The sequence below is a fragment of the Paraburkholderia sp. 40 genome (genome assembly GCF_050434105.1).
GTDB classification, from domain to species: domain Bacteria; phylum Pseudomonadota; class Gammaproteobacteria; order Burkholderiales; family Burkholderiaceae; genus Paraburkholderia; species Paraburkholderia tuberum.
On record NZ_JBNPVY010000004.1, the window covers coordinates 21,040 to 36,205 of the forward strand.

The 15,166-nt window shown below is 62.3% G+C and carries 14 protein-coding genes and 3 pseudogenes; 11 read left to right on the forward strand and 6 right to left on the reverse strand.

What is annotated here, in order from left to right:
* The first annotated feature begins 9 nt into the window (after positions 1-9).
* The 11 genes and pseudogenes from OKW28_RS21850 to OKW28_RS21900 form a co-directional block, all read left to right on the forward strand.
* Positions 10-954, forward strand: a complete 945-nt coding sequence (locus OKW28_RS21850; RefSeq protein WP_429448879.1) for a hypothetical protein — start codon at positions 10-12, stop codon at positions 952-954.
* A gap of 1 nt (position 955) precedes the next feature.
* Positions 956-1,162, forward strand: coding sequence for a hypothetical protein (locus OKW28_RS21855; protein WP_429448881.1), 207 nt, complete (start codon positions 956-958; stop codon positions 1,160-1,162).
* Positions 1,163-1,164: 2 nt separating this feature from the next.
* Positions 1,165-1,449, forward strand: a complete 285-nt coding sequence (locus OKW28_RS21860) for a hypothetical protein (RefSeq protein WP_429448883.1) — start codon at positions 1,165-1,167, stop codon at positions 1,447-1,449.
* Positions 1,450-1,550: 101 nt separating this feature from the next.
* Complete coding sequence (locus OKW28_RS21865; protein WP_429448884.1) at positions 1,551-1,700, forward strand: hypothetical protein; 150 nt, start codon at positions 1,551-1,553, stop codon at positions 1,698-1,700.
* A 254-nt stretch (positions 1,701-1,954) separates the two neighbouring features.
* Complete coding sequence (locus OKW28_RS21870) at positions 1,955-2,293, forward strand: transposase (protein ID WP_429448886.1); 339 nt, start codon at positions 1,955-1,957, stop codon at positions 2,291-2,293.
* Positions 2,290-3,234 carry an IS3 family transposase gene (locus OKW28_RS21875; RefSeq protein WP_429448888.1) on the forward strand — a complete coding sequence of 315 codons (945 nt, stop codon included), beginning with the start codon at positions 2,290-2,292 and terminating at the stop codon, positions 3,232-3,234. The genes OKW28_RS21870 and OKW28_RS21875 overlap by 4 nt, the downstream gene beginning before the upstream one ends.
* Positions 3,235-4,878: 1,644 nt before the next feature.
* Positions 4,879-5,346, forward strand: a complete 468-nt coding sequence (locus OKW28_RS21880) for a hypothetical protein (protein WP_429448890.1) — start codon at positions 4,879-4,881, stop codon at positions 5,344-5,346.
* A 185-nt stretch (positions 5,347-5,531) separates the two neighbouring features.
* Positions 5,532-6,196, forward strand: a pseudogene (locus OKW28_RS21885) (flavin reductase family protein); the annotation flags it as partial.
* 174 nt (positions 6,197-6,370) lie between these two features.
* Positions 6,371-6,667, forward strand: coding sequence for a hypothetical protein (locus OKW28_RS21890; protein WP_429448892.1), 297 nt, complete (start codon positions 6,371-6,373; stop codon positions 6,665-6,667).
* The gene (locus OKW28_RS21895) at positions 6,664-7,914 is read left to right on the forward strand and encodes an IS256 family transposase (protein ID WP_429448894.1); all 1,251 of its coding nucleotides are present in this window, start codon (positions 6,664-6,666) and stop codon (positions 7,912-7,914) included. The genes OKW28_RS21890 and OKW28_RS21895 overlap by 4 nt, the downstream gene beginning before the upstream one ends.
* A gap of 31 nt (positions 7,915-7,945) precedes the next feature.
* Positions 7,946-8,809 (forward strand): annotated as a pseudogene (locus OKW28_RS21900) (phytanoyl-CoA dioxygenase family protein); the annotation flags it as partial.
* Positions 8,810-8,985: 176 nt separating this feature from the next.
* On the opposite strand, the gene OKW28_RS21905 reads toward OKW28_RS21900, so the two are convergent.
* From OKW28_RS21905 to OKW28_RS21930, 6 genes and pseudogenes are all read right to left on the reverse strand, one after another.
* Positions 8,986-9,375: a Na+/H+ antiporter subunit G gene (locus OKW28_RS21905; RefSeq protein WP_429448896.1), complete on the reverse strand. Its 390-nt coding sequence runs from the start codon at positions 9,373-9,375 to the stop codon at positions 8,986-8,988.
* Between the two features lie 14 nt (positions 9,376-9,389).
* A complete protein-coding gene (locus tag OKW28_RS21910; protein WP_018418609.1) occupies positions 9,390-9,665 on the reverse strand; it encodes a K+/H+ antiporter subunit F in 276 nt (91 codons plus the stop codon).
* On the reverse strand, positions 9,659-10,153 hold the full coding sequence (locus OKW28_RS21915; protein WP_429448898.1) for a Na+/H+ antiporter subunit E: 495 nt from the start codon (positions 10,151-10,153) through the stop codon (positions 9,659-9,661). The genes OKW28_RS21910 and OKW28_RS21915 overlap by 7 nt, the downstream gene beginning before the upstream one ends.
* Positions 10,154-10,155: 2 nt before the next feature.
* Positions 10,156-11,937, reverse strand: a complete 1,782-nt coding sequence (locus OKW28_RS21920) for a monovalent cation/H+ antiporter subunit D (protein WP_429448900.1) — start codon at positions 11,935-11,937, stop codon at positions 10,156-10,158.
* Positions 11,934-12,266 carry a Na+/H+ antiporter subunit C gene (locus OKW28_RS21925; protein WP_429448902.1) on the reverse strand — a complete coding sequence of 111 codons (333 nt, stop codon included), beginning with the start codon at positions 12,264-12,266 and terminating at the stop codon, positions 11,934-11,936. The genes OKW28_RS21920 and OKW28_RS21925 overlap by 4 nt, the downstream gene beginning before the upstream one ends.
* A pseudogene (locus tag OKW28_RS21930) lies at positions 12,266-15,069 on the reverse strand (monovalent cation/H+ antiporter subunit A). The gene OKW28_RS21925 and the pseudogene OKW28_RS21930 overlap by 1 nt, the downstream one beginning before the upstream one ends.
* Positions 15,070-15,166 lie beyond the last annotated feature (97 nt).

Sequence of the window (15,166 nt, forward strand, 5' to 3'; positions counted from 1 at the left end):
CGAGGCGAGATGACAGAACATACAGCACCTGATGCCACGCGACTGATCGAGCGCCATGCAAAAGCCGCCCGCGCGCTTGAGCATATGTACACCGAGAAGAACGTCGAACGGCTGAACGCTATCGGCGAAGAGCTCGAAGCCGCTCTCGCTGCTACCAGTGCAGAGCCGATCGACGAAGCTAATCCGATGACAACGGTCCCGTTGCTCCACTATCAATCTTTAGTGCGACGCGCGGCACTCCCTCGCTGTGCCGCGACTGTGAGCGACGAGCGGGAGGCATTCGATGCCGAGCAGCATCAGGTGCTGATTGGCTACGACATAAATGGTGATGCCGTGTTTGGGACGGACCCGGAGGCTCGCGCGGCAGTACCGCAAGCAGGGATGCAATTCAAGCCCGTTGGCCGATGCGAATGCGCGTTCTCGCTGGACGAATGCGAAGTCTGCGAAGCGAATCGAGAGGCGTATCAAGAACACCTCGCCGAGCAAGCCGCCACTCCCCAAGCCTTCTGGACGAAGGAACAGGTAGCCGCCGTACGAGACGATGCCAAGCAGCTGCATGCGAAGCTATCCCCAGGTACGCTGATTGATGATGCCCTTCCGCGCGCCAGCGATGCACTCAAGGATGCGGGCGACGCCGTCACGTTGACCGGCGCGCAACTGGCCGAAGCGCTCGACTTCATCGCGCCGGATCGAGATGGCGATCAACTCGAAACCGAGGCGACCATTCAATACGGCTTTGGGCATTCGGGACAAGGCATCTATTGCTGGATTACTGAATATCCCGAGGAAGGCGCGATCCTGCTCGATGGCACGACGGCTCAGCCAGTCGCAGACGAGGCGGTGACGTATGACGACGTAGTTTCGATCTGCGACGCGCACGGCATCAATCTGCCGGTCGAATACGTTGAGCACGCCGTGGAGATTGCTAACTTCGCCGCCCGCGCAAAGGACTGACATGGACATGAAAGTGTGGGCTGGAGCGCTTGAGGCCATAGGGTTGTTGCTCGGACTGATGGCAGTCGGCGGGTTCTGCTTCCTGCTTGATGTGCTGATTGTTTACCGGAGTGAACGCCAGATGGCGTGGAAGGAAGCAGGCAACGCCATCCGTCTCGCCCAGCATACATCTGATATCGCGCTCACCCGCGCAAAGGAACAGAAATGACCATGACTCCATCCCAAAGCGCGCAGAGCGAGGACGCCCGCAATCTCGTCACACTGGATCGTCGCGACCTGTGGGATCACATGCGCGGCGCGATACATGCGGCTTTGAACGACAAGATCCCGAAAGATTGCGTCGTGTCATGGGCATGGGAAGAAGCCACCAACCGGACCTACGAGATATTCCAGAAGATCGTAGACGCCGCTCCATCGCAAGCCGCTGCAAGCGCTCAACCGCCGCGCGTTCATGGACAGCGCATACGCCTACAGCGTCTTCGACGCCGTACCTAAGAAGAACGCTGACGAAATCCGAATCGCTCGACCGTCTATCGTGTGGCCGACCGGACATGGCGCAAAGGCCCCGTTGATCCTCGATGCCACAGGAGATTGCCATGTTTATCTATTCGATCCGCTATCGCGATGTCTGCGGCCGGTGGTCAGTTGCCTTCGCACAGGCCGCTTCACAGTCCGACGCTGAAGCGATTGCAATCTGCCGTTATGGCGCGTTCCATTCCGTCAGACGTGCCGGATCGGTTCCTTAACAACGTGGTCTGGCAGCCCGAATGGTCAAACTGGACCGGAGCGGCAATTCCCGCCGATCGCGTCGCGCAGTCAGCGAATGCCTGCTTACGATTCGTCGGGCACGGCGTCGCATGCGGCTACCTCCGGTCCCCTAGTGCACAAAGGAATTCCTTGCTACTTCTCAAGTGAACGAAAAATAGAGACCGACAACGCACCAATAAAAATCGGATACATGGCGATGTGAAGTTGACCCAGAAAAACGGACATCTATCCTTTGGAGAAGGAGGTGCCGATTATGGGCAAGCATCGTACCCCGTACCCGGCGGAATTTCGGGCGCAAATAGTCGAGTTGGTGAAGGCCGGACGCAGGCCGGAGGAACTGGAAAAGGAGTTCGAGCCGACCGCACAGACCATCTACAACTGGGTAGCGCAGGCTGATCGCGACACAGGCGTGCGGCATGATGGTCTGACCACAGCCGAACGGCAGGAGCTCGCACGGTTGCGTCGTGAAGTCCGGCAACTGAAGATGGAGCGCGACATCCTCTCTCACGCGGCAGCCTGGTTCGCGAGGGAGACGGGATCCATTCCACCGAAGGGCGGTACGGGTTCATGAAAGCGAACCGGGCCCGCTGGCCCATTGCGATGATGGCGCGGCTGCTCGGCGTCTCGACGAGCGGCTATTACACGTGGCTGGTGCGTGAGCCCGCGATGCACACACGCAGCGATGCGCAACTGCTCTCGCGCATCCGCACGCTACATGCGAGCTCGCGCGGCACGTATGGGGCACCGCGTATCCATGCGCAGCTCGCGCGCGAAGGCGTACACGTGGGGCGCAAGCGGGTGGCGCGCCTCATGCGTATGGCGGGTCTGTGCGGGGCAAGCCGGCGGCGCTGGCCGCGCACCACACGGCCACGCGCAGGCGCCCGGCGTGCGCCTGATCTGGTGCGCCGGCACTTCAGTGCCGACGCGACAAACGTGCTGTGGGTCGCAGATGCGACCTATGTACCCACGGGCGAAGGATTCCTCTATCTGGCGGTCGTGCCGGATGTGTTCAGCCGTCGCATCATCGGCTGGGCGATGTCCAGCCATCTGGATACCGAACTGATGTTACGCGCGCTGGACATGGCGTTGCAGCAACGACGCCATGACGGTGTGATTCTACATTCCGATCAAGGCTGTCAATACACGTCCATTGCCTTTGGACGGCGCTGCCACGAAGCAGGCGTACAGCCGTCGATGGGCACGGCCGGCGATGCCTATGACAACGCGATGTGCGAGTCGTTCTTCGGCACACTCGAAGCCGAACTGCTCTGTCGCGAACACTTCGCGACTCACGAACAGGCACGGCGGCGTCTGTTCTCGTTTCTGGAATTGGGTAGCCCCGTGTCCTTGCGGACACGGAGCCCCCGAAGAACCGTACGTGCGAGTTTCCCCGCATACGGCTCGAGCACCGCGTTAAGCGTCGCACTGACGCCGGCCTTGCCGGAACCGCACAGGGCCTTCGCAAACCCTCGCGTCGTCGGTCTGCCTGATCACTCAGGGGAAAGGCGCTGAACCAGCTTGCGCCGGCCACTCTCAAGCTGCCTTTCCGAGACCTCAGGTGCGCGTCTGCGACAGCTGCACCACACGGAAGTCAGCACCCTTTCAGGTCGGGGCAAATTTTGAACCCCTGTCCGGGCGATTACAGCCCGGCATTCGCTTTTTCCGCGTTCTCTTACCCACTCCCCCAACAGCTTGCCTCACGGCTCACCTGCCACGGGCCCGAGTTCAGACCGATGGCGGAGAATCGGGCTTACCACGTTCCCGTTCCTGCCGACCCAGATGCAATTTGAACTTCTCCTCGCAGCGGGCCTGTCCGTTTAGCGCCCGTCTTTTCCCCGGCAGCGTTGCGACGACGTGCTCCTACAACCCAAAGGAGCATCCAGCTGCGTGCCTTTTTGGCTCGGGCCTGTAAGCCGCTTCGGCCCGTTGTTGTTTACGAGGTTTATCAACGGTTCACATCTGTTGCGCATGCGGAACTTGCCTGGCCTCTACGCCGCATTGCGGCTTGCAGCATCGTCACTCACCGTCGCCAGTAATGACGTCTTTCGACGAGACGTTGTCCCTGGAGCTTCGCACCCGACCGTTACCAGTCACGCACGTCCAGGTAGGCAACTGCCGGTCGTACGGCAGGTCACGGCACGGCAAGCCGCGCGTGACAAGACAGAAACAGACTTTGCCATCCACTACATTGCCGATTTACGTCCGGCGGACGGCGACACGTGTCGCACGAGCTGGTACAACATACGCCGCCTGCACAGCAGCATCGGCTACTGTTCGCCGCTCGAGTTCGAAAACCTGCATGCGCAAGATCAAAGCTTATCGCCGCGCGGATTGCCCACCGCCGGGCAGCGTCGTGGTCGCGACAGGCGACCCGCCGCCCGACCGTGGACAACCCGCAATTCAACCTTATCGGGAGGTGCCACACCGCATTAAACTCAACTGCAAATCTATCCATCGAACCGGGTCAACCTCAACGAAAGTGCGCGTGGATTCTCTGTTGCGGTCTGTCCAGAGTTGAAAACTGCCGACTGGATTTTTCGGTATGGCTGACGGTATCGTCACTCCCGACCGGCCGGAGAAGCCGTATACACAAGGGTTCCCGTCGCCGATTGACGATCGAGTGGGCGTTATCAAGAGCGACATCCGCGAGAAAGACCTCGGCGGTCCCCGTACATCAAGGTTGCCGAAACGGCAACACTCGTTCGACGGTTCAGGCGACCGTCAAGGCGGGCCGCGAACCGGCGAAGGCAGAGCGCTTAGCATTCGGCCGGCTGATAATATGCTGTCGTATCGAACGCCGGAGTCGGCGGGGATACGCGGCAGATTTCACCATGCGGCAAGTGCGGCGATTCTTGCAGCGGGGGTGTGGGTAGGAAAACTGGAAGTCAAACCCGGCACGGGCTTGCCGACGATCCCAAGATTCCCGTCTCTCCGCCAGAATACCCCGCCAGATCAGGCTTCCAGCCTGTCACCCCGCAATCTCCTATGCCTTAACCCCGTGCTCGACCCGCACGCTGTCATGATGTGCGTGTGTTGCGCGGTCGCGGGCAGTCGCTCGGACGAGCCGTCGGCCTGCCTACATCAGTTGGATGAGAAACCCTCGATCGAGTGCGGGAAAAAAACCAATTCCTGGGGGGCGCCGTCAGAAGCGTCAAGGTGAATCATTTTGCCGTACTCGCGCGGCTCCAAATCGAATACGCGCACGGTCTGATGAACAGTCGGGTCGCCGCTGAACTGATATTCAACGCACGCAACTACGGCGAATCCCGGAACAAATCCTTTGGCGGGACCTTGGCTGTGGGCCTTCCATTGCAGGTTCTCAACAGCGCTAGGGAACATTACATCGCCCATCCCGCGTGCACGGGCAAAATCATCTTGCTGGCATGCTTGGGCTACAGTGCGCCGCAGAACCTCGGTCGGTTCAGCATAAGAGAAACCACCGAGACTGGTTCCCCTTCGTGCGGGTTTGCTAGCGGCATCATCATGGCCGTGAACATGACGTTGAAAGCCGGCGATCGGCCTACATTATTTAGGCGATATCCGAACGTGTATGCCATGCCGTTGTTCTCGTTACGGACAAGCGGGCCTTCTGGTTGCGTTTCCAGCGAAATCCAGGGCCGCTGATCAAACTTGATCGCCTGTGGTTGCTCTCGGGATGCCTTGAACTGGTACCAGGATGCTCCAGCGCCAAACACTGAGCCGATAGCCGCAAATAACGCAACCCAAGCGGCTACATAGTCCAACCAGTGCTTTTTCGTCTCACGCTCCGACATATCGCCCCGAGTTTTCCAGGAGATCATAAGTGAAAGGTGATGTCGATGACCCGGGCGAGCATCGACCTCGGGCTTGACCGGGATATCGCATTTGTGGACAGCACAAGGACGCCTGCCGATATCGTTTTTCGCGCGGAACTGCAGAGACTGGCGAAACTGTCGCCGCAACTGAAGCTGATCTTCGTATGCGAAGGCATCGGTGACGAAAGCGATTGGGCTGGCGCGACAGGTCGGCTTGGCCTGCAACAGCTTTCTGAATGGCTGCCTGACTTCAAGGAGCGGGAAGTCTTCACCTGCGGCCCTGCCGGCTACATGTCCGGAGTAAAGGATTTGCTCCAGAAGGCGGTCACGACCCGGACCGTTACCACCAGGAAAGCTTCACTTTCGCGCCGGCTGTGGCGCCGGAGCCTATGGAGGAAAAGAACGGTGCGGCTCAAGAGGTGTTCACGGTCAGGCTTTCCCGCTCGGCCAGGAGGTTCACCATGAGCCCGTCTGACACCGTGCTGGCTGCTGCGAGGAAGAACAGCGTCCCGATACCGTCGTCCTGCAGTCAGGGTGTATGCGGGACATGTAAAACCAGGGTGCTTGAGGGCACTGTGGATATGAAGCACAACGGTGGGATTCGCGAAAGAGAGGTTCAAAAGGATTTCCGTTTGCTTTGCTGCACCCGACCCACATCGGATCTCGTTCTCGAGCTTTGAAACTGCATTGCGAATTCCTCCCGCGATTGTACGGTCGTGCGGGCTGTGCTCCAGGTTGAGGTTGGCGCGAGTGGCGCTGCACATGGTGACGGCAAGGTAACGGTGGTGCGGCAAAACCAACGTGCTAGACTGCATCGCTGGTCATTCGCAACGTAAACATTGCCGATACACAACATGAATACTTCCTTCGTGAATCCGTTGCCAGGCGTTCCAGATGTTGAATCGCCGTTCTTCGACGAGCTTTTCGCCCAGAAGGAGGCATCTGAAAACGTTTTACGTGCGGCCAGACAACTCCGCGAGAATGGCTTCGCGATTATCGATTTTCCGGATGCCGAGTTCGACGCGCGCGCGGAGCGAATCAAAACGAAATTTCATGGAAGGTTTGATTTTGACCACTGGCGCGGAGGGTGTAAAAATTTTTGTGTAAACGGTCATTTGGCAGGAAACTGTCAGCAACAGGAGCACAGATGACCGTAGCGAAACGCAACAAAAGAGAAAAACCCGATCCTGAACTCGTCAAGCTGGCAGACAGCCTGCTGGCGAACTACCAGAAGCCGGAAGATCTGATAGGCGAGAACGGGTTGCTCAAGCAGCTCACGAAGATGCTGGTGGAGCGAGCGCTTGAGACGGAGATGTCCGAGCACCTGGGCCATGGCAAGAGCGAAGCGGTGACTAATGCCACTGGCAACACCCGGAATGGGCATAGCGCCAAGACGCTGCAGGGGGAATTTGGCGAGTTGCCGCTCAACATCCCGCGCGACCGTCAGGGGGCGTTCGAGCCGAAGCTGGTGGAGCGCCATCAGACGCGCTGGACGGGCTTCGACGACAAGATCATTTCGCTGTATGCGCGTGGCCTGAGCGTGCGCGAGATCCAGGGGCACCTGGAAGAAATGTACGGCACGGAGGTCTCGCCCACGCTCATCTCGGCGGTCACCGACGCCGTCAGCGAGGAGGTGAAGGTCTGGCAAGGCCGTGCGCTCGATGCGCTTTACCCGATCGTCTATCTCGACTGCATCCACGTCAAGGTGCGCGACAGCGGCGCGGTGCGCACCAAGGCAGTGTACCTGGCCATCGGCGTGAACATGACCGGTCACAAGGAGGTTCTGGGACTGTGGATTGCCCAGACCGAGGGTGCCAAGTTCTGGTTGCAGGTGCTCACTGAGCTGAAGACGCGCGGCGTGCAGGACATTTTTATCGCCTGCGTCGACGGGCTCAAAGGTTTCCCTGAAGCCATTGAAGCGGTCTATCCGAAGGCGGCCGTGCAACTGTGCATCGTGCATATGGTGCGCAACAGCCTGAACTTCGTGCCGTGGAAAATACAGCAGGAAGTCGCCGCCGATCTGAAGACGATCTACACTTCATCGACCGTAGAGCTGGCCGAGCAGATGCTCGGCGTCTTCGAGGCCAGGTGGGACAAGGACTACCCTTCCATCGGGCAGAGCTGGCGGCGCAACTGGGCACGCGTGATTCCGTTCTTCGATTACCCGCCGGAAATCAGGAAGGTGATTTACACCACGAATGCCATAGAATCGATCAACATGAGTCTGCGCAAAGTAATCAAGACCCGCAGCTCGTTTCCGACCGATGAGGCCGTGACCAAGCTGTTTTACCTGGCGCTGAACAACATCAGCAAGAAGTGGACGATGCCTATCCGCGACTGGAAAGCGGCCCTGAACCGCTTCACAATCCAGTTCGAAGAGCGGCTAGTGCCGGGTTAAACCTCAACCCGTTTACACAAAATTCCGGACACCCCCCTGGCGCGACGAGCTCTGGCATAAAAATGATGGCATGAGGGTGCAGGACGCGTGGGAGACCGACGAGGACGTGCGATCGTTGGCCTCCAATCCACAGATTCTTCATCTTCTTTCCCAGCTCTACGGACGCCGTGCCATCCCGTTCCAGACGCTGAACTTTCCTGTCGGAACACAGCAGCCTATCCACAACGACGCCATACACTTTTCGTGCGTTCCAGAGCGCTTCATGTGCGGTGTGTGGGTCGCATTGGAAGACGTAGACGGCACCAACGGCGCGCTCGAATACTATCCGGGCAGTCACAAATTTCCGACCTATGTGAATGAGCACATGGGCGTCTGCTCGGCAACGCAGCACAAGCCCACGGCGCACTACGCTAGATACTTGAGCCTCTGGCAGCAACTGATCAGGAAAGCAGGAATCGCACCTGTAACGTTCCACGCCAGGAAGGGGCAGGCACTGATTTGGGCTTCGAACCTTCTGCATGGCGGCTCAAAGCAGACCGATCCAACCCGTACCCGTTGGAGTCAGGTCACGCACTATTACTTCGAAAACTGCGTGTACTACACCCCTGTGGTATCTGACCCGGCGTTCGGTCAGACCCAATATCGACAGATCAAGGATGCCAGCACAGGTTTTGTTCAGCCCAACATTTATTCTGGAGTCGAGGTCGAGCATGCCGTCATCGAACGCAGCATGCCTGATGCGTTTGAGCCTTATGCAAGGCCGAAACTCCCACTGGATTTCGATCCCGCCGTCTACCTGCAACTGAATCCAGACGTCGCGGCAGCCAACGCAGATCCCGCGGCACACTACCTCGAACACGGGTGTCGGGAAGGGCGGCGGTGGAAGTTTCTCTGAGATGTGGGGTATTCGATCCAAGCCGGTTCAGCCATCAGATCGACAAGGTCGGGCGCGCGGTCATGGACGCTGTGTAGACATAGCTCCTCCGGGACAGAACACAAAACCCGGTCAACGAGAATTTTGTGCACGCGGCATCGTCCCAAGAGGCGCGAAGCTTCGACGAGCCTCACCCCTCATCCCCCTCCCGCAACTCCCCCGTATTCCCCCGTATTCCCCCGTTCCGCGCAAGCGCCCGTAACAGGCGGCCGCCCCCGCGTCGCCTCTGACAGCGTCACTCCCTGCTGAATCCCAGCCTTCGCCAGCATATGTGCACTGATCGGCGCGGTGAGAAACAGAAACGCCGGAATCAGCAACTCATGCAGGCTCGCGAAGTTGTTATGCGCGCTGAAATACACCACCGACGCGAGCACGATGCCGCCCACACCGAGCGTGGTCGACTTGGTCGGACCGTGCAGCCGCATGAAGAAGTCGGGCAGCCGAGCGAGCCCGACCGCCCCGACCAGCGTGAACAGACTGCCGGCCAGCAGCAGCAAACAAACGATCGCTTCGACAAAAGTTTCCATCGGCATACCCCACGCTAGTTGAGTTCGATGATGTCGCCGCGCTGCAGGTACTTGGTGAGCGCGACGGTACCCACGAAACCCATCACGGCAATCAGAAGCGCAACTTCGAAGAGCACCGTCGAGCGCAAGCTGATGCCGTACACGACGATCAACGCAATCGCATTGATGTTGAGCGTATCGAGCGCGACGATGCGATCGGGCAGCGAGGGCCCGCGCACGAGGCGCCACAGCGCGAGCAGGAACGCGATGCCGAGGATCGCGAGCGAGATCGGAATCACGATGGCTAGCATGCGAAGATCTCCATCAAAGGGGCTTCATAACGGGACTTGATGAGCGCGATGAGTGCCGCATCGTCGCCGAGATCGAGCACGTGCACGGAGAGGCGCGTGCGGTCGTCGCTGAGTTCGGCGCACAGCGTGCCCGGGCTCAGCGATATCACGCTGATGAGCACCGTGAGCGCGATTTCGTGGGTGCTGTCGAGCGGCACTTCGATGAACGCCGGGCGCATCCGCTGCGTCGGGCCGAGCACGAGCAGCGCGACCTCGACGTTGGCCACGATGATATCGACCAACACATGCCAGGCGAGGAGCACGAGCAGCCACGGTCGGCCGAAGCGCACCGGCCGCAGCCACAAGCCTTCGGCGACGCGAAAAGAGATCGCGTAGCCGAGCGCGGCGCCGAGCAGCAGATTGCCCGGCGAGACGTCGTTCATCAGCAGCACCCAGCAGATGATCAGCAAGACCGCGAGCCACGGGTGGGGGAAGAGCCTTTTCAACATCGTCAGTTCCCCTGTGCGTCGGCCGTGGTCGCGGCGGCCGCTGGTGGCGAGGAGCGCGCCGCGGGCAGGATCGCGTGCACGTAGGCGGCGCGATCGAATAGCTGTGTCGCCGTATCGGTGAGATAGTGCCGCACCGCGCCCGCGCCGAGCGTGATGGCCACGACACAGCCGAGCAGGACCGCGCAGGCGGCGAGCTTCGCATTACTGCCACGCGGTGCGCGCTCCGCTTTGCCGGCGGCGGCGCGCGCGGCCGGCGCGGCCCACATCAGGCGCGTGCCCGTGCGGCTCAGCGCGACGATCGAGAGCAGGCTCGACAGCAGTACGGCCGGCCACAGCACGACTGCCGCGCCGAGCGGCGTGGCGGCCAGCACCATCGCCTTGCCGAGGAACCCGGACAGCGGCGGCAGGCCCGCGGCGCCCACCGCGGCGATCAGATAGAGCAGCGCGGCGAGGTTCGACGGCCACGGTGCGTGCGTGCGCGGGACCGCTTCGACCGTAGCTTCGGCTTCGGTGTGAGCCGGTTCCCCGACCAGCACGGCGAGCGCGCCGGCCGTCTCGACCTGCAGCGGCTGCACCAGCGCCAGCGTCGCCACCGCTTCGCCGTCCGGGTCGGGCGAGATGGCCGCCGCGGCCGCGTCGTCGAGCGCTTCGAGCGAGCCGGGCTCGATCGAATTGGCATCGGCGGAAACGGCGGCGTGGGCGGCGTGCGGTGTCGGGGCTTGCTCGGGTTCGAGCGTGTCGGCGAGCAGGAACAGCGCGCCTGTGCAGAGCGTCGTGCTGATCAGGTAGTAGAGCAGCGCGCTCCATGCAAGCGGCGTCTGTAGTGCGATCGCCGCGATCAGCAGACCCACCGAAACCAGCACGAGATAGCCCGTCGTGGTCTTGAGACTCGACACCGCCAACGCGCCCAGCGCGCCGAACACGATCGTCGCGATCGCGAGCCACCACGCCCACTGATGCATGAACGCATCGAGCACGCCGCCCGCCGCGCCGAACACGAGCGCGTCGCAGCGCAGCATCGCATAGATGCCGACCTTGGTCATGATCGCGAACAGCGCGACCACCGGGCCGATGGCGCTGCGGTAGGCCTGCGGCAACCAGAACGACATCGGAAACACGGCGGCCTTGAGGCCGAACACGAGCATCAGCGTCGCGCCCGCGAACTGCGCGAGCGGCAGCGACTCCGGCCCGAGACGCGCCAGACGTTCGCCCATGTCGGCCATGTTGAGCGTGCCCGTGACGCCGTAGAGCACGCCGATCGCGACCAGAAAGAACGACGAACCGACGAGGTTCATCAACAGATAGTGCAGCCCGTTGCGTACCCGTCGCGCGCCGCCACCATGCAGCAGCAGCGCGTACGACGCGATCAGCAGCAGTTCGAAGAACACGAACAGGTTGAAGAGATCGCCCGCGAGGAAGGCGCCGTTCAGGCCCATCAGCTCGAACTGGAACAGCGCACGGAAATAGCGGCCGCGCCTCGCGTCCTCGCTCGAGGTGCCGAGCAGGCAGCAGACCGCCAGCACGGCGGTGAGCACCAGCATCAGCGCGCCGAGCCGGTCGAGTTCCAGCACGATGCCGAACGGCGCGGGCCATGCGCCGAGCGCGTAGCTGGCGATCTCGCCTTGCGCGGCGCGCGCCATCAGCAGGCACGCGACGGGCAGCAGCGCGATGATGGCGAGCGCGTTCAGCGCGCGTTGCAGGCGTTTCGCGCGCAGCGGCAGCGCGACGATGACGCCCGCGGAAAAGAGCGGAATCAGGATCGGGAGCAGGAGGACGTGGTTCATTCGCCGTGCGCCTCCTCGCCATTGACGTGATCGTTGCCCGTGATCGAAAACGAGCGCAGCGCGAGCACCACGGTGAAGGCCGTCATTGCGAAGCCGATCACGATGGCCGTCAGCACGAGCGCTTGCGGCACCGGATCGACGTATTGCGCCCCCGCCGCGATGACCGCTGGCTTGCCGATCGCAAGCCGGCCCATGCCGAGCAGGAACAGGTTGATCGCATACGAGAACAGCGTGATGCCGAGAATCACCGGCAACACGCGCGCGCACAGCAGCAGGTAGATGCCGCACGCGCAAAGGACGCCGATCGCGATGGCAAAGGCGGCTTCCATCAGCTTTTCTCCACGGACTGCATGTCCTTGTCGCGTACGCCGAGGTGCGAGACGATCGTGAGCGTCGTGCCGACCACCGCGCCCGTTACGCCGAGATCGAACAGCATCGCCGTGGACAGTTCGATCTCTCCGATCAGCGGCATGTGCAGGTGCCCGAACGCACTGGTCAAAAACGGCTGGCCAAACGCGAGACTGCCGAGCCCCGTGGCCGCGGCGATCAGAATGCCGAAGCCCGCGAGCGCGCGGTAGTTGAGGTGGATGCGCGACTCGGTCCACAGCACCCCGCTCGCGACGTACTGCAGCAACAACGCGATCGAGAGGATCAGCGACGCGATGAAGCCGCCGCCGGGCAGGTTGTGGCCGCGCAGAAACACGAACACGGCGACGAGCACGGTGAGCGGCAGCATCAGCCGCGCAAGGATCGCGAGCATCAGCGGATGCGATTGCGACGACCATGGCCGCCCATCCGGCCCCGCATCGGGCGACTTCAGGCGCAGCCCGCGCAGCAGCGCCTTGACGGCGAGCCCCGCGACCACGAGCACGCTGATTTCGACCATCGTATCGAAGCCGCGGAAATCCACGAGGATCACGTTGACGACGTTGTGGCCGCCGCTGCCGGGCAGCGCATTGGCGAGGAAGTACGGAGCGATGCCTGGCAGCGGCGCGCTCGTCATGATCCTGTACGACACGGCGCCGAGCAGCGCGCCGCCCGCGAGCGCGAGCACGCCGTTGCGCAGCCGGACGGGGAACGGCTCGACGGCGCGTTGCAGCGCGGGCAGGAAATAGACGGCCAGCACGAGCAGCAGGATCGTGACCAGTTCGACGGAGATCTGCGTGAGCGCGAGATCGGGCGCGGAGAAGCGCACGAAGGCGAGCGACACGAGCAGGCCGCAGGTGCTCAGCATCACGAGCGCGTAAAGGGTGCGCGCACGCACGAGCACCACGCCGACGGCGAGCAACGCCATCAGCACGAGGCCGCTTAGCGTGAACGGATCGGGCGGCAGGCGCGTGTGGCTGCCGCTCCAGGTGTCGAGCGCGAGGAGCGGCACGCCCGGCACGATCAGCATCGCCGCGATCATCCATGCGAGGTAGGCCGGCAGCGAGCGCGTCTCGAACAAGCGCACGATCACGCCGGCGCTCTGCTCGAGACGCTGCACGAAGCGGTCGAAGATTTCGCTCGCGTTCAACTCGGTGAGCGCCGTGCGATGGTGGCGGAACGCATTGCGGCGCAGGAAAAAGAGCGCCGCGCCCGCCGCGAACGACACCGCGCTCATCACGAGCGGCGTATTGACGCCGTGCCACAGGCTAAGGCTGTAGTCGGGCAGCTTGCCGCCGAGCGTGACCCACGCGGCCGACTCGAGCAGCCTGCCGATGCTTTGCTGCGGGAACAGGCCGATCAGCAGGCACAGCGCCACGAGAATCTCGACCGGCAGCCTCATGAAGCGCGGCGCCTCGTGCGGCGGATAGTGCGGCAGATCGCGCGGCGTCTCGCCGTCGAAAAACACGCCCCAGACGAAACGTAGCGAGTACGCCACGGAGAGCGCCGCCGCCACGATCGCGATGACCGGCACGGCGAGGTTCAGCGGCCCGAACATGCTTTGCGCGAGTGTTTCGCCGAAGAACATTTCCTTCGAGAGAAAGCCGTTGAGCAGCGGCACGCCGGCCATCGACAGCGACGCGACGCTCGCGAGCACGGCGCCGTATGCGGCATGTACCTGCGCAGGCCGCGCAGACGGCCCAGATCGCGCGTGCCGGTTTCGTGATCGACGATGCCCGCCGCCATGAAGAGCGACGCCTTGAATACCGCGTGGTTGACCGTGTGAAAGAGCGCGGCGACAGTCGAGAGCTGCGTGTCGAGGCCGAACAGCAGCACGATCAGGCCGAGATGGCTGATGGTCGAATAGGCGAGCAGGCCCTTCAGATCGCGCTGCAACAACGCCATCCCCGCGCCGCCCACCAGCGTGACGAGCCCGGCCACTGTCGCCGTGTAAGCCCATAGGTGGGTACCTTCGAAGACCGGATAGAGACGCGCGAGCAGGAACACGCCGGCCTTCACCATCGTCGCCGAATGCAGATAGGCCGACACGGGTGTGGGCGCCGACATCGCGTGCGGTAGCCAGAAGTGAAAAGGAAACTGCGCCGACTTCGTGAACGCCGCGAACAGCGTGAGCAGCAGAATGGCCGGGTAGAGCGGATCGTGCTGCACCTTGTCAAGCTGGGCGAGCACGTCGTTCAGCTCGTAGCTGCCGCATACGTGGCCGAGCAACAGCACGGCCGCAAGCAGCGCGAGACCGCCCGCGCCGGTGATGGTGAGCGCCATGCGTGCGCCGCGCCTTGCGTCGGGCCGCGATGGCCAGAAGCCGATCAGCAGGAACGAGACGAGGCTCGTCAGTTCCCAGAAGATGACGAGCAGCAGCAGGTTGTTCGACAGCACGATGCCGAGCATCGCGCCCATGAAGAGCAGTAGCAGCAGGTACAGACGCGGCAACGAATCGCTGCCGGCGAGGTAGTAGCGTGCGTAGATGAAGACGAGCAGGCCGATCGCGAGTACGAGCAACGCGAACATGAACGAGAGGCCATCGAGGCGCAGCGACAGCGCGAGGCCGATGTCGGGCATCCACTCATGGCGCCATTGCAGCACGTCGTGGTCGCCCATGCCCACGCGCTCGCTCAGCAGCAGCGCGCAGCCGAACAGCGCCGTCGCGAACGCGATCCAGGTGCAGAGCGCGGCGGCGCGCGGCCTCGTGAGCGCAATGAGCGCCGCGGCCATGAACGGAAGTAGGACGAGCCACCCCAGTACCATTCGATGCCCTCCGGGAGTTCGAGTGTTAGACGGTGTGGCTGGCCGGTGGGACTGGGCCGGAGTGCCGCCAGCCGGGCGGCTGCCCACGGGGCACAAT